Below are 14,138 nucleotides of genomic sequence, written 5' to 3'. Positions count from 1 at the left end.
ACCCTCGACCCGCTAGCTGTCGTCGCGCCCGAGCCGAATCTCGACATAGGCCTCGGCCCGCAGCCGCTGAAGCCAGAGCTCGATCTCCTCGTTGGCCTTGCGTTCGCGGATCGCGTCGCGGGCCTTCTGACGCATGACCTCGTCGGTCGTGTCGCGATCACGTCGGTCGAGGACCTGAACGATGTGCCAGCCGAATGGCGAGCGGAAGGGTTCGCTCACCTGGTTCGGCGCCAAAGCATCCAGCTGAGTCTCGAATTCGGGCACCGTGTCACCGGGGCTCACCCATCCGAGATCGCCTCCGCGCAGCGCCGAGCCGGCGTCGTCGGAGTGGGCGCGGGCCAGGGCCGCAAAGTCCTCGCCGCCGACGATGCGCAGCCGCAACTGTTCGAGTCGCCGCTGGGCATCGCTGTCGGCGACCAACTCGCTGGTGCGGATCAGGATATGGCGGGCCTGCGTCTGCGTCACGCTCTGCGGCGTATCGCCGCGGATGTCGGCGAGCCGGATGACGTGAAAGCCGCTCGGGCTGCGCAGTGGATCGCTGATCTCACCGACGGCTAGGGTGAACGCCAACTCGGCCGCCAGGCTCGGCACCGCGGCCATCTCGAACCACCCGAGGTCGCCACCTTCGAGGGCTTGACGACCGTCGGAATGGGTCGCCGCCACCCGCGCGAAATCCGCGCCGCCGCGCAACTGAGCGACCAGGCCCTGCGCCCGCGTCCTGGCCTGCTCGACCTCGGCCGCGGGTGCCCCCTCGGAGACAGCGATCAGGATGTGCTGCAAACGGACCGCGGTCCGTTCGATCAGGCGGCTCGCCTCGCGCTCGAGGAAGCGGTCGACCTCTTGATCGGTCACCTGGATGTTGCGGACGACCTCCTGCGCCTGGAGGTTCGACGTCAGGATCTGCCGGCGCGTATCCTCGCGAAAGTCGTCGAAGCGCATACCGCTCGCCTCCAAGGCCTCGCGGAGCTCCTCGAGCGTCAGGCCGTTGCGCGTCGCGATGTTGACCAACGCCTGTTGCAACATCGCGTCATCGACCTTGAGACCGATCTCCTCCGCCCGCTGCCACTGCAGCCGGTTCAGGATCAGACGGTCGAGGACCTGGCGCTCGAGCGCATCCCGCGGCGGGATCGGGGTGCCGCGTTGCTGCATCTGGGGCACAACGAGATCGATCTCGCTGCGCAATTCGCTGGCGACGATCACATCGTCGTTGACGATCGCGACGATCGCATCGAGCGGGCCAGCCGCCACCGACGACCACAGGCCGATCAGGACCAGAACCAGGGCCAGCCACCGGCGGCGCCACCGATTCCGGCCGTTTTCAATCACTGCGATAACCATAGATCTCCCGTTCGAGGAATTGATCGATCGGATGCCCGAGTTGGCCAAGCCCAGCCAGCTCGAATTGAAGCATGATACTGCTGGTCGCGGGCCGCTCGGGGGCATTCTTGAAACGATGCCCGACCAGTCGCACACGCCAGCAACAGCGCCCGAACTCGATACCGGCCAAGGCCTCCATCGTTTCCTCATGCAGCAACGAGTACAACCAGCGGCCGACGACCTCGACCCCGCCGGCGACCGGCCAGCGAATACCCAGGTCGGCATCCTCGTATCTGGTATCGGGGCTGGTGCCGAGATCGAAGCGGTAGCCGAGATTGAGCACCCGGTCGTGGGCGTCCTGATACTGGAGCTGCACGACCCGCTTCTCCCATTGCGCGCCATCGGCGGCCGGATTCGGATCCCATTGGACGCTGGCACGGGCCGTCCAGTTCGCCCAGAGGCGCGCCGCCAGCTCGCCGGCGATCGCCGACGTCCGTGGCCCCCGCGTGGTCTCCGTCAGCCGGACCTGCGGCTGATCGAAATACAGGATCTGGCCGAGACTGACCCGCAGGCGCTCGTCGCCGTCCCGGTCGTCCAGCGTGCGTGACGTGAGACCCAGGGTCAACTGGTTCGCGTCGCCGATCCGATCGCGCCCGGTGAAGCGATTCTCGCGGAACAGGTTCGAAAAACCGAAACTCAGTTCGGTCGTGTCGAACAGCGGGATGTCATCCTGATCGTGGTAGGGGGAATAGAGGTAGAAGAGCCGCGGCTCGAGGGTCTGCAGGGCCGGTGCGCCGAACCATTGCAGGGTCCGCTCGAAGTTGAGTTGCCCGTCGAGGCTGAACCTCGGCACCAGGTAACCGGGGCTCGTCGACGCACCGGGCTCGCGCGGTGCCGACAGGCTGTAGCCCGCGCCGAAGAGACGCGCCTGCGGGATCAGGTGGCCATAACCGCGCCGCAGCGGATAGCGCATGAACGGGGCCAGCGCGACCCGATGACCCTGTTCCCGATCGTCATGGGCGAAGTAAACGTATTCGAGGTCCCCGCCCACCTCGAATCCGCTCGGATGGCGCCAGGTATCGAGATCGAGCAGCCACTGCGGCAATCGTCCGTAGGGCCGGTCCGCGGCCGGGAGTCCGTCATCGACGGTCTGGAAGGCCTGTAGCCGCGTGAGCAGGCGCCAACCATCGCCGATGTAGAGAAGATCACCACGGCGCTCGATATTGCGCACACTGGTGACATCGAGCCGATTGCCGAAATCCTCGAGGTAGCGGGCATCGGAGACCTGGTTCAGGTCCAGATCGGTGCGCCAGCGCCGACCTGGCGCGCTCTGGTGACTGATCTGGATCAGACCACGCGATCCTTTGTCGCGCGTGCCCTGATCGCGGGGCAGCCACTCGCCGTAGATCTCACCGCTCTGACGGCGCGTCAGGAACCGCCACTCGCCGCCTAGCATCAGTCCGCGACGCGACATATAGCGCGGCGACAGGGTCGCGTCCATCGCCGGCGCGATGTTGAAATAATAGGGCGTGGTCACATCGAAACCGGTCGTCGTCGAGTTGCCGATCGTCGGCACCAGAAAACCGCTGTGACGCCGGCCGTCGATCGGGAAGCGCAGATAAGGCGTGTACAAGACCGGCCAGGGACCAACCCGCAACCGGGCATGACGGGCCGTGCCGACCCCGGCCTCCTGGTCGATCGTCAGCGTTCGCGCGATCAGCGACCAGTCGCTGTAACCCGGCGGACAGGTGGTATAGGTGATGTCCCGATACCGGCTCAGTCGCGGGGCCACGACCTCCGCCTCGACCGCGGTCCCGCGGGCATTGAGGTCACCGCTGAAACGGTACTGCGCATCCGCCAGCCGACCTTCTTGGCGATCGAGATTCCAACGCGCACGATCGCCGACGAGACGCAGACCGGTCTGCTCGACGAAGGTGCGGCCAGCCGCCGTCATCTCGCCGGTGCGCCGGTCGTAAACCAGGATATCGGACTCGAGGCGCTGGTCGCCGCGCTCGGCCTCGATCCGGCCGCGCAAGGTGACCCGCTCCGTGTCCTGGTCGTACTGGGCGTCGTCGGCATCGACGACCAACAGGGGTTCGTCGAGCACCAGCGGCGCCGGTGCTGGCCCGAGCCCGGCCGGACGCGGACCGCAAAAGGACCAATCGAGATTGCGGTAAAGCCGGGTGGCATCGTGCGGAAGCGCGATGCTCGTTTCGTCGCCAGTCGCCGCGGCGGCCCATCCGAGCGGCACCAGCAACAGCCCAATCAATACCAAAGCCACGGGTAGGGGATGCGTTCGTTCAAGGGTAGGCCAGCAGCGACCGAAACCGTGAAACCGGTTCGACACCGGTCACCAACAGCCAACATCGCACAATTGGGATGCGCCATCAAATCGGATCGCTTCGGTCAGTCGCGCGGATGCAGCCTCGCGGTGCCGATCGTCTGCTCCGGCGCGGGGCCATGCCAAGGCCACGGGTAGGTCCGCCCAGACAGCCAGTCGTCGAGCTGATCGGTGCGATAGCGCGACAGCCGGTGCCCGGATTGTCCAAGCGGCATCGACCCGCGCGTCCGGCCCCAGTCGCCCGGGGTATAGACGACGCGCAGCGACGGGATGAAGAGGATCCGCCCCGGATCGTGCGGCGCGGCCTTGGCGACATTGACGGTCTGGCTGCCGCCGCCGAGCCCGATCGGCCCGACGCTGAACAGGCGCCCGATCCAAGGGATCCGGTCGAACGCGTGCGGGAAGCTCAGGGTCCGGACCTGATCCAGCCGCCGGCCGGCCGCCTCCTCGGCGGCAATGCGCAGCGCGCGGGTCCAGACGGCGACCTGGCCGCCGCCGTCGTCCCAGAAACTCGATCGCCCGCTGCGCACCGCCTCCAGCAATGGGCTATAGGAGCTGGTGCTCAGCGCCATCAGCTGAGTGGTCAGCTCGTCACCGAGCGCCGGGCCGAACAGCGCGCGATACAGGGCCGGCTCCAACAGCACCGCGAGCGCCGCCTCAGGACTGGCCGGGTTCATCTCGCCATCCCAGGCAAGCAGCCGTTCGGCGATCACCGCGGCCGTCGGATCGAGCCGCTGCAAGTCCGGAACCAGCCGTGCGAGCGCCTGGTGATAGCGGCGCGCCTCGATCGCGACTCGGTCGAACTGCATCGCGACCAGATCTTCGGCGCCGAGAGGCCGGTCGGTCGCAAGCAGCTCGGCGATGCGCTGCGCTCGATACGGGGCCATCCAGACACGTCCGACCCGACCCGAGTCATCGAGCGTCCCGATGCGATGATTGGCGGCGATCAGGACCTGATCCGGCGGGCCGATGCCGCCGGGGTTCTCGTCAGGCGGGACATAGCTGCCCCACCCCACGCCCGCGGCCCAGCCCGGGGATGGAAAGACGCCGTCGCCGGTCTTGCGCACCGGCAATCGACCGCTGACCTGCCAACCGATGCCGCCATCCCGATGGGCCAGCAGCAGCGTCTGCGACACATGGCGAAAATCCAGGATCGCCGCGCGCGCATCGGCGAGACTGGTGGCCATGTTCAGACGCTGGAGTCCGGCGAAGGCCCGGTCCGGCACATCGGTCGTCCAGCGCAGGGTCAGCAGGAACCCGGTGTCGACCGCGGGCAGGTCCATCGCGGTGCCGGTCCCGGCGCCCAGCACCGGGTTGAGGATCACGCCATGAGAGGTCGACCGCACGATCAGTTCATCAGGGGCATCCCAACCGGCCACCGGGATCCGCTCGATCCGTTCCCGTATCGCTTCGGGCCGGCCATCGGGCCGTTCGACATGGGCACCATCGGCGGTGACCCGTTCGAGGAACAGGTCCTGCGTATCGGCCATCGTCGTCGCGAACCCCCAGGCCAGGTCGTCATTGTGGCCGATCATGACGAACGGGACGCCGGGCAACGCGGCGCCGGCGACATGGATCTCGGGCGATTCGAGCTCCAGCAGATACCAGATCCCCGGCATCGACGCAGCCAGATGCGGATCGTTCGCGAGCAGCGCTTGGCCGTCGCGGGTTCGCTCCCCGGCCAACGCCCAGCCATTGCTCGCGGCACCGGGCATGGGTAGGCCAAAACGCGCAGGCAACCGGGCCAGTCGATCGATGGTCTGACCGAGCGCGCCGGCCAGATCGGGATCCAGACGCGGCAAGTCCGGGTGTGGTGCGGGTGCCCGGATCCCCTCATCGGTCGGGAAGAGTTCCGCCGCGCGCTCGTTACCAAGCCGTGCGGCGAGGTTCAAATAGGTCAATTCGGCGCGGGCGTTGAACGACAGGATCCACGCCATGTAGGCACCGATCACCAGGCTGTCCTCGGGCCGCCAGGGCGCCGGGGCGAATCCCGCCAGCCGGTATTCGAGCGGCAGCCGGCCGCGGGCCTGCTCCTGGTAAGCGTTCACGCCCCGGGCGTAGTCCGCGAGCATCCGGCGATGGGCTTCATCAAGGTCGGCCAGGCTAGCGCGGGCTGCCACGCCGAGACCGATGGTTCGAAACAGGCGGTCGGCCGCCAGGGCCTCGGGACCCATGACCTCGGCTAGTCGCCCGCCGGCGAGCCGTCGCATCAGGTCCATCTGCCACATGCGTTCGCTGGCCACGGCATAACCCTGCGCAAACAGCAAATCGGCCAGGTCGTCGGCCTCGATGGTCGGCACCGCGTGGGGACCGTAACGAATCGTCACCGGCGCGGTCAGGCCAGGGAGCCAGACATCTCCGTCGTAGCGTGGCTCGGCGATCTTCGCGATCCACGCCAGGTAACCGACCGCGACGGCCAGCAGCAGCACCGGCAACAGGATCAAGCCGGCTACCCAATGGCGGGCGCGTAGCACCATGGTCCCTCCCATCGTCTCGCCCTTGTTCATCTCGCCTACCACGGCACCCGGCGTTCAGGCGCCGGTCCGACAGGATCGACCCGGTCCGCCACCCGGGGCATGCGGCCGAATCCCGCTGGCCGACGGCGGGCTTTTCCCCCTACCATCGGGGGCCTTCCCAGCAGCGAGCGAGGTTCAGTATGCCGCTCTCGTACATCGAGCGCATCCTCCGGGCACGGGTCTATGACGTCGCCATCGAAACCCCGTTGACCCGCGCGACCCTGTTGTCGCGGCGCATCGGCAACCAGGTCTCCCTGAAACGCGAGGATCTCCAACCGATCTTCTCGTTCAAGCTCCGCGGCGCCTACAACAAGCTGGTCCAGCTCGATGCGGACGCGCGCTCGCGCGGGGTCATCGCCGCTTCGGCCGGCAATCACGCGCAGGGCGTCGCCCTTGGGGCTAGCCGCCTGGGGCTGTCCGCGATCATCGTGATGCCACGCACGACACCGATGATCAAGGTCCAAGCGGTGCGCAATCTGGGGGCGAAGGCCGTGTTGCATGGCGATTCCTACGACGAGGCCTATGGTCACGCCCAGATCCTCGCCGCCGAACGGGCATTGACCTTCATCCACCCGTTCGATGACCCGGATGTGATCGCCGGCCAGGGGACGATCGGCATGGAGATCCTGCGGCAACACCCGGACCCGCCAGATGCGATCTTCGTCCCGGTCGGCGGCGGAGGCCTGATCGCCGGTATCGCCGCCTACGTCAAATACGTCCAGCCGAGCGTTCGCGTCATCGGCGTCGAACCCACGGAGGCACCGACGCTGGAACGGGCCCTGGCGGCCGGCCGGCCGATCGAGCTCGCGCAAGTTGGGCTCTTCGCCGACGGCGTCGCGGTCAGGCGGATCGGAGACGAGACCTTCCGCGTCGCACAGCGCACCGTCGATGAGGTCGTGCTCGTCGACAGCGACGAGATCTGCGCCGCGATCAAGGACATCTTCGACGACACGCGCGGGATCGCCGAACCCGCCGGCGCCCTGGCCGTCGCCGGTCTCAAGCGGTACGCGCAACGACACGGCTTGCGCGATGCGTCGCTGATCGCGATCGAGAGCGGCGCCAACATCAATTTCGATCGGTTGCGTCATGTCGCGGAACGCGCCGAACTCGGCGAACGTCGCGAGGCCCTGCTCGCGGTCGAGATCCCGGAGCGCCCGGGCAGTTTCTACAGCTTCTGCCGCACGCTTGGACGACGCCAGATCACCGAGTTCAATTACCGCTATGCCGACCCGCGCCGAGCACAGGTGTTCGTCGGCGTCGAGCTCGGCGGCGGCGACCGGGAGCGGACCGACCTGATCGCGCGCCTCGAGGCCAAAGGTCTATCCGTCCTCGACATGACCGACAATGAAACCGCGAAACTGCATATCCGCTACATGGTTGGCGGTCACGCCCCGGACCTGACCGACGAGCGGCTAATTCGCTTCGAGTTTCCGGAACGGCCCGGCGCCCTGCTCGATTTCCTGGCGGCACTGGGCCGGCGCTGGAACATCAGTTTGTTCCATTACCGCAATCATGGTGCCGCCTACGGCCGTGTTCTGATGGGGATCCAAGCCCCGCCGGACGATTGGCCGGCGATCCACGAGCAATTGGCGACGTGCGGCGTGTCATTCTGGGACGAGACCGACAATCCGGCCTACCACCTGTTTGCCGGTGCTGGCACGGGTCGGGTGGCAGCGCCTCGATGACACGGGCTCCGATCGACACACCCAGCGCAGCCGGGCTTCTTGCCCCGTCAGCGAATCCCGCCGACGGACAGCGCGCCGCGGACCCTCGATGCCCGATCGGCAGCCCACGACGCGCGAGGCCACCGAAGCCGTGGCCATCTAGATCCGATCGCGGCCACGCGGGCCCTCTTCGGTCATGACAGCGGCCAAGCGGACATCCCAGGGCCTGGATCGCAGGCGCGTGACCCGCTGGCACGCGTGGGCGGCACCGATCAGGCAAGGCCGTCGCCAGTGGCGGCAGCGCCTGAGGCGGGCAAGGGTCCGATCATAGAAGCCCCCGCCCATGCCGAGACGCTGGCCCTCGTCGTCGAAGCCGACCAGAGGCACCAGGATCAAGTCGAGCGACAAGGCCATCCGGCGACGACATCCTTGCCTCTTCGGCTCCGGGATGCCGAAACGGTTGGGGACCAATGGCTCCCCGGGACGCCACCGGGCGAAGAACAACGTCTTTCGAGGATAGCGACGCAAAACCGGGAGAAACCACTGCCGACCCCGATCGCGATCGATCAGCAGACGCGGATCGATCTCCCCATCGGCCGGCCAATAGAGCGCGACGCGCCGAGCGCGGCGAAAACGGACCGATTTCGTTAGATGGCGGGCAAGCCGACGCGCGTGATCCCTCTGCTCGGATCTGGTCAAGGCTTGCCGGGCATTACGCAATGCGCGCCTCAGCCTGCTCGAAGGCACGGCAGGCGAGTCGGGAAGGCGACACCCCCCGCCTGTGCCGTCTCCGGCCATCGCTCTTGAACCTGTCGGTTCAAGTGGGAACCCTCGACGCGGCTTCAGGCTCCCCGCTGATTGGCGGGTCTGCACAACGGCCTCGTCTCCAGGTCCCCAGGGCATAGATTAGGCTCAAGAAAATACCCCGGCCTCATCGCGCACCGCAGGGGATGTCAGGTCCTAGGCTATACCCTTTCGTTGCGGCCGTCCAGTTCTGCCCGCGCGGCCAGCGCGGCCTCGATCCGCTCCTGCATCATCAACAGCCGCTTGGCGGTGCCATCTTCGACGCCGCTCTCGGTCTTGCGCTGGACAACCAGTTCGTGGGCGATGTTCAAAGCCGCCATCACCGCGATGCGATCGGTACCGACGACCCGGCCCGAGCGTCGGATCTCGCGCATCCGCTCATCGAGCATTCGGGCGGATGCGAACAGCTCGTCTTGTTCGTCGGGATGGCAACCCACGTGGTATTCCTTATCGAGAATCCGCACCGTGACAGGGACTGTTTCGGTGCTCATAGGGTGTCCTCCATTGTTCTTAGGCGCGCGAGCGCAGTCTCGATCCGTTGCCGAGCCTGTTCGTTCTTCTCGATCAATTCGGCCCGCTCCGCCGCTAAAGACTCCTGACGAGCGAGCAAAATCTGATTCTCCTGCTGCAGCCGCCGACAGCACGCGATGAGTTCGTCCACCTGTTTCTCCAGTCGGTCGATGTCGAGGTAGGCCACGAATTATCCTCCGTGAGGGGATCATCGCACTATAGGAGCGGTCATGACCCGGGTCAATCCGCGCCGGCGCCGTGCTATGATCCAGTTTTGACGAAACGGACCGGCCTTAGCCATTTCAATGACATGCCCGCCGTTGGAGATCACGACGCTGTCCGAATATCAGCAGATGACCGAGCTTTTGGCGGATCGCCCGATCAGTGCGGCCGAGGCCCATGGGACCCTATGCGGGCTCTTGTGCCGCAAGCCGCACGAGGCTCGTGACGATGCCGCCGGACTGTGGCTCGGGGAGGTACTCGGGAACCACGACGAGCCGGATTCCACGGCACGCGACCTGCTGATCGGGATCGCCGAACGCACCCAAGCGGAGTTGACCGACCCGGATTGTACCCTGTCCCCGCTTTGGCCAGCCGACGATCGTCCGCTGCCTGAGCGCGTCGAGGCCGTCTACGACTGGAGCCGTGGCCTCGTCTACGGCCTCGGGTTGGCCGGCGTCGAGATCCAGCGGCTGTCCCCGACGTCGCGCGAAGCGCTCGACGACCTGATCGCCGTCACCCATCTGGATCTCGATCACCTCGACGCCGGGGAGGAACCGGAGCAGGCATTGGCCGATGTGGCCGAATTCGTGCGGATCGCGGCGTTGCTGCTCTATACCGAGTGTCGCCACGGGACCGAGACATGACGATCGTCGAGTACCGCCGTCGCCGTGACCGTCTGGCGGGGATGATGCCGCCGCGCTCCCTTCTGGTGCTGCCCGCCGCGAACGAAACGACGCGCAGCCGCGATGTCCATTTCCCGTTTCGCCAGGACAGCGACTTTCTCTATCTGACCGGCTTCCCGGAACCCGAGGCATGGATGGTCCTCGCGCCGGCTCGACCCGATGGCGACCTCGTGCTCTTCTGTCGTCCCCGCGACCCGGCCCGCGAGATCTGGGACGGACGGCGTGCCGGCGTCGCGGGCGCCACGGAAAGGTATCGCGCCGACCAGGCCCATCCGATCGGCGACCTCGACAAGGTGATGCCGACCCTGCTCGAGGGACGCGAACGGGTCTACTTCCCGATCGGCCGCGACCCGGATCTGGACCGGCGCTTGATGGGCTGGGTCGCCACCGCGAAAACCAAGGCCCGAGCCGGCGTCATCGCGCCGAGCGAATTCCTCGCCAGCGATCGGCTGCTCGCCGAGCAGCGTCTGCGCAAGAGCCCGCTGGAACGACGCACGATGCACAAGGCCGCGCGGATCTCGGCCGCTGCCCACCGGGCCGTCATGCAGCGCTGCCGACCAGGGCTCTGGGAATACCAACTCGAGTCCGAATTCGTCCACCAATGCGCGCTGCGCGGCGGCCGTACCCAGGCCTATCCGCCGATCGTCGGCAGCGGCGCCAATGCCTGCGTGCTCCATTATGTCGACAACCGCCACCGGCTCCGGGACGGCGACCTGGTCCTGATCGATGCCGGATGCGAACTGGCCGGTTATGCCTCCGACATCACCCGGACCTTCCCCGTCAATGGCCGCTTCAGCGATGCCCAGCGGACGCTCTACGAGCTGGTGCTGGCCGCTCAGCAGGCGGCGATCGCGAAGGCCGTGCCGGGGAACCGCTGGGACGACCCGCACAAGGCCGCCGTGCGAACCCTGACGGCCGGCCTGGTGGAACTCGGGATCCTGCCTGGTGGACCGCGAGCGGTGGCGAGACTGATCAAGGAGGAGAAGTACAAGCCCTTCTTCATGCATCGCACCGGCCACTGGCTCGGCATGGACGTGCATGATGTCGGCGATTACAAGGTCCGCGGGAAATGGCGGCGACTGGAACCGGGCATGGTGCTGACGATCGAACCGGGACTCTACATCGCCGCTGCCAACGACGCGGCGCCGGCGCCCTTCCGGAACATCGGCATCCGGATCGAGGACGATGTCGCGATCACCGAAGAAGGGCATGAGATCCTGTCGGCCGATGCGCCCAAGGATCCGACCGAGATCGAGTCCCTGGTCGGCACCCGTTCCTGAACCGGGGCTTTATCCACGGGTATGACACGGACATCGATCATGGCATCGACCGAGACGGTGACAAGACCGTGCGCATGACGTCCAGCGACTATGATGTGGCCATCGTCGGAGGGGGTCTGGTCGGCGGCTGCCTCGCCTGCGCGCTGGGCCGCACTGGCCTGCGGACCCTCGTCATCGAGGCGGTCGCCCCGCGCACCGATCGGCATCCGAGCTACGATGAGCGGGTGATCGCGCTGTCGTGGACCAGCCAGCGCATTCTGGCCGGAATCGGTCTATGGCCACGGATCGCCGATGGCGCCGAACCGATCCACCAGGTCCAGGTCTCGCAGGCCGGCGGCTTCGGCATCACCCGGATCCGAGCCGACGAGGAGGCCGTCGAGGCACTCGGCTACGTCATCCCGGCGCGTCTGCTCGGCATCGCCATCCACGAGGTCCTGTCCGAACAGACCAACCTGACCCTGCTGGCCCCCGCTCGCCTGAGCGAGTTCCAGATCGACGCGGAATCGGCGAGCCTCGTGGTCCGCGCCGGCGAGGACCTCGTCCGGTTGCGCGGCCGCTTGCTGGTCGCGGCCGATGGCGGCGACTCGAAGGTTCGCCAACGGCTCGGGATCCGGGTCCGCGAACACCGCTACGGCCAGGACGCGGTCATCGCGACCGTGACCGCCGAGCGGCCGCAACCCGGCACCGCGTTCGAACGCTTCACCGAGACCGGTCCACTGGCCTTGCTGCCGCTGTCGGGAGGCCGCTATTCGGTGGTCTGGACCACGCTCGAGGAGCAGACCGCCGAGCTGCTATCCCTCTCGGACGAGGCCTTCGTCGCACGGCTGCGAGATCGGTTCGGCCTGAAGCTCGGGCGGTTTCTCGAGCCGTCGCGCCGCCTCGCTTATCCGTTGCGACTGATGCTGACGCCCGACCCGACCGGCCCACGCACGGCCTTGATCGGCAACGCCGCCCACACGCTGCATCCGGTCGCCGGGCAAGGCCTCAATCTCGGGTTGCGCGATGTCGCGGCCTTGGCCGAGGTCTTGAGCGCATCGAACCGCGCCGGCCTGGATCCCGGCAGCGCGTCGGTGCTGGCATCCTATCGTGACTGGCGCCGCGCGGACCATGCCGCGGTCGCCGCCGTCACGGATGCCCTGGCCCGTCATTTCATCCACACCTGGCCGCCGCTGCGCCTGGCGCGCGACCTCGGACTTCTCGGTCTGGGTCTATTCGCCGGTCCGCGCCATCTGCTGGCACGCCGCCTGATGGGGCGATACGGGCGCCAGACGCGGCTGGCCCGCGGTCTGAGATTGGAGATCCCCGATGAGTGAATCCACGACACACCAGGACCTGCTCGTGATCGGCGGCGGTCTCGTCGGCGCCGCCGTGGCGGCCGCTTGCGCCGGCCGTGGACTCTCGATCGCCGTGATCGAGGCGCGCCCACCGGTTCGCAACGGGCCGGCCGACCACGGCGATCCGCGCGTTTGCGCATTGAATCGCGCCAGCCAACGCATCCTGTCGCGACTCGGTGTCTGGGGCCGGATCACCGAGCTCGGCGTCAGCCCTTATCGCCGCATGGAGGTGTGGGACGCCATCGGCGGCGGGCGGATCCAGTTCGACAGCGCCGACCTCGGAGAGCCGGACCTGGGCCATATCGTCGAGAATCGAATCCTACAATCGGCGCTCTGGGAACGCCTCGAGCACTGCCCGGAAGTCACGCTGATCGCGCCGGCTCGGATCATGGACCTGACCCTGGGAGCGGAGTCGGCCCTTGTGACCCTGCATGACGGCCGCCAGATCGCGGCGCGCCTGGTGGTCGGCGCCGACGGGCGCGACTCGCGTGTACGCGAATTCGCCGGTATCGGGACACGGGGTTGGGACTATGATCAGCGCGCCATCGTCACCACGGCACGAACCGAATGGCCGCATGCCGAGACCGCCTGGCAACGCTTCCTGCCGACGGGGCCGGTGGCCTTCCTGCCGCTCGCCGATGGCCGCTGCTCGATCGTCTGGTCGGCCGTCGAGGGCTACGCCCAGACCTTGCTCGCTTTGTCCGACGAGGCCTTCTGCGAGGCCCTGGGCGAGGCCATCGAACACCGCCTCGGCCGGATCCTGGCCGTCGGACCGCGCACGGCCTTCGCGCTGCGGCTGCAACACGCGACGAACTACTGCCAACCGCGACTGGCCCTCGTCGGCGATGCGGCTCATGCGGTGCACCCATTGGCCGGACAGGGTTTGAATCTCGGATTGCTCGATGCGGCGGAATTGGCGGCGGCGATCGATCGAGCCATCGACCGCGGCCGGGATATCGGCTCGTTCGCGACCTTGCGCCGTTACGAGCGAGCCCGCCGTGGCGACAATTGGGTGATGCTGTTGGCGTTCGATGGCCTGAAACGGCTCTTCGGCAACGATCAGGCTTGGCTCGCCTTCGCCCGCAGCCTGGGCCTTGGCCTGACCGATCGGCTGGGGCCGGTGAAGAACCATCTCGGCGCCACGGCCCTGGGCATCAGGGGTGCGCTGCCACCGCTGGCTCGGCCCTGACAGACCCGGGCTCCCTGCTTGCGAGCCATGAACGCCGGCAACGGCCATCGGTGGACATCGCCGGCGCCCCGGACACAATGCTGAGCAGAGACAAAATTCATGCTGGAGATTCTGCCCCGGTCGACCTTCGAGGTCGACGACGAGATGCTTGATTGATGCGGCCTTTCGGGTCCGATGTCGGCGTGGCGCCGATCCATGAACCATGGTCCGCGTCAACGCCGGCTTTGAGTCCAGACCCGATACGGCCTATGCTATCGCGCCCTTCCGTTTACGCCCGC

General features: G+C 67.3%; 11 protein-coding genes and 1 other RNA gene. 5 read left to right on the top strand and 7 right to left on the bottom strand.

The window, feature by feature from the left end:
- Positions 1 to 12: 12 nt before the first annotated feature.
- The 3 genes from ABC977_RS09025 to ABC977_RS09015 all read right to left on the bottom strand — a co-directional run bounded on the left by ABC977_RS09025 (position 13) and on the right by ABC977_RS09015 (position 6,165).
- Positions 13 to 1,326 carry a peptidylprolyl isomerase gene (locus ABC977_RS09025; RefSeq protein ID WP_439849179.1) on the bottom strand — a complete coding sequence of 438 codons (1,314 nt, stop codon included), beginning with the start codon at positions 1,324 to 1,326 and terminating at the stop codon, positions 13 to 15.
- A complete protein-coding gene (locus ABC977_RS09020; RefSeq protein WP_369666921.1) occupies positions 1,319 to 3,598 on the bottom strand; it encodes an LPS-assembly protein LptD in 2,280 nt (759 codons plus the stop codon). The genes ABC977_RS09025 and ABC977_RS09020 overlap by 8 nt, the downstream gene beginning before the upstream one ends.
- A gap of 125 nt (positions 3,599 to 3,723) precedes the next feature.
- Positions 3,724 to 6,165, bottom strand: a complete 2,442-nt coding sequence (locus ABC977_RS09015) for a penicillin acylase family protein (protein ID WP_369666920.1) — start codon at positions 6,163 to 6,165, stop codon at positions 3,724 to 3,726.
- 149 nt (positions 6,166 to 6,314) lie between these two features.
- Here ABC977_RS09015 and ilvA point away from each other — a divergent pair, with 149 nt between their 5' ends.
- A complete protein-coding gene (gene ilvA / locus ABC977_RS09010) occupies positions 6,315 to 7,859 on the top strand; it encodes a threonine ammonia-lyase, biosynthetic (RefSeq protein WP_369666919.1) in 1,545 nt (514 codons plus the stop codon).
- Positions 7,860 to 7,997: 138 nt separating this feature from the next.
- Here ilvA and ABC977_RS09005 read toward each other — a convergent pair whose 3' ends face one another.
- The 4 genes from ABC977_RS09005 to ABC977_RS08990 all read right to left on the bottom strand — a co-directional run bounded on the left by ABC977_RS09005 (position 7,998) and on the right by ABC977_RS08990 (position 9,339).
- A complete protein-coding gene (locus tag ABC977_RS09005) occupies positions 7,998 to 8,585 on the bottom strand; it encodes a 5-formyltetrahydrofolate cyclo-ligase (protein ID WP_369666918.1) in 588 nt (195 codons plus the stop codon).
- Positions 8,586 to 8,606: 21 nt separating this feature from the next.
- A non-coding RNA gene (gene ssrS / locus ABC977_RS09000) (6S RNA) lies at positions 8,607 to 8,791 on the bottom strand.
- Positions 8,792 to 8,803: 12 nt separating this feature from the next.
- Positions 8,804 to 9,133, bottom strand: a complete 330-nt coding sequence (locus ABC977_RS08995; RefSeq protein WP_369666917.1) for a cell division protein ZapA — start codon at positions 9,131 to 9,133, stop codon at positions 8,804 to 8,806.
- Positions 9,130 to 9,339 carry a TIGR02449 family protein gene (locus ABC977_RS08990; RefSeq protein ID WP_369666916.1) on the bottom strand — a complete coding sequence of 70 codons (210 nt, stop codon included), beginning with the start codon at positions 9,337 to 9,339 and terminating at the stop codon, positions 9,130 to 9,132. Before ABC977_RS08990 ends, ABC977_RS08995 begins: the two co-directional genes overlap by 4 nt.
- 166 nt (positions 9,340 to 9,505) lie before the next feature.
- Here ABC977_RS08990 and ABC977_RS08985 point away from each other — a divergent pair, with 166 nt between their 5' ends.
- The 4 genes from ABC977_RS08985 (at position 9,506) to ABC977_RS08970 (ending at position 13,860) form a co-directional block, all read left to right on the top strand.
- A complete protein-coding gene (locus ABC977_RS08985) occupies positions 9,506 to 10,018 on the top strand; it encodes a UPF0149 family protein (RefSeq protein WP_369666915.1) in 513 nt (170 codons plus the stop codon).
- Positions 10,015 to 11,337, top strand: a complete 1,323-nt coding sequence (locus ABC977_RS08980; protein WP_369666914.1) for an aminopeptidase P N-terminal domain-containing protein — start codon at positions 10,015 to 10,017, stop codon at positions 11,335 to 11,337. Before ABC977_RS08985 ends, ABC977_RS08980 begins: the two co-directional genes overlap by 4 nt.
- 74 nt (positions 11,338 to 11,411) lie before the next feature.
- Entirely contained in the window at positions 11,412 to 12,650 is a 1,239-nt protein-coding gene (ubiH, locus tag ABC977_RS08975; RefSeq protein ID WP_369666913.1) for a 2-octaprenyl-6-methoxyphenyl hydroxylase, read from the top strand.
- A complete protein-coding gene (locus tag ABC977_RS08970) occupies positions 12,643 to 13,860 on the top strand; it encodes a UbiH/UbiF/VisC/COQ6 family ubiquinone biosynthesis hydroxylase (protein ID WP_369666912.1) in 1,218 nt (405 codons plus the stop codon). Before ubiH ends, ABC977_RS08970 begins: the two co-directional genes overlap by 8 nt.
- Positions 13,861 to 14,138 lie beyond the last annotated feature (278 nt).

The organism is Thioalkalicoccus limnaeus (assembly GCF_041197575.1).
GTDB lineage: Bacteria > Pseudomonadota > Gammaproteobacteria > Chromatiales > Chromatiaceae > Thioalkalicoccus > Thioalkalicoccus limnaeus.
The sequence above is the reverse complement of the archived record's forward strand: the minus strand, read 5'-3'. Positions and strand labels throughout refer to the sequence as shown.

Excerpts from the sequence above, each read along its gene's own strand:
- ABC977_RS09015 (WP_369666920.1), bottom strand. The coding sequence starts at position 6,165 with ATGAACAAGGGCGAGACGATGGGAGGGACCATGGTGCTACGCGCCCGC.
- ilvA (WP_369666919.1), top strand. The coding sequence starts at position 6,315 with ATGCCGCTCTCGTACATCGAGCGCATCCTCCGGGCACGGGTCTATGAC.
- ABC977_RS08995 (WP_369666917.1), bottom strand. The coding sequence starts at position 9,133 with ATGAGCACCGAAACAGTCCCTGTCACGGTGCGGATTCTCGATAAGGAA.
- ABC977_RS08985 (WP_369666915.1), top strand. The coding sequence starts at position 9,506 with ATGACCGAGCTTTTGGCGGATCGCCCGATCAGTGCGGCCGAGGCCCAT.
- ABC977_RS08980 (WP_369666914.1), top strand. The coding sequence starts at position 10,015 with ATGACGATCGTCGAGTACCGCCGTCGCCGTGACCGTCTGGCGGGGATG.
- ubiH (WP_369666913.1), top strand. The coding sequence starts at position 11,412 with ATGACGTCCAGCGACTATGATGTGGCCATCGTCGGAGGGGGTCTGGTC.
- ABC977_RS08970 (WP_369666912.1), top strand. The coding sequence starts at position 12,643 with ATGAGTGAATCCACGACACACCAGGACCTGCTCGTGATCGGCGGCGGT.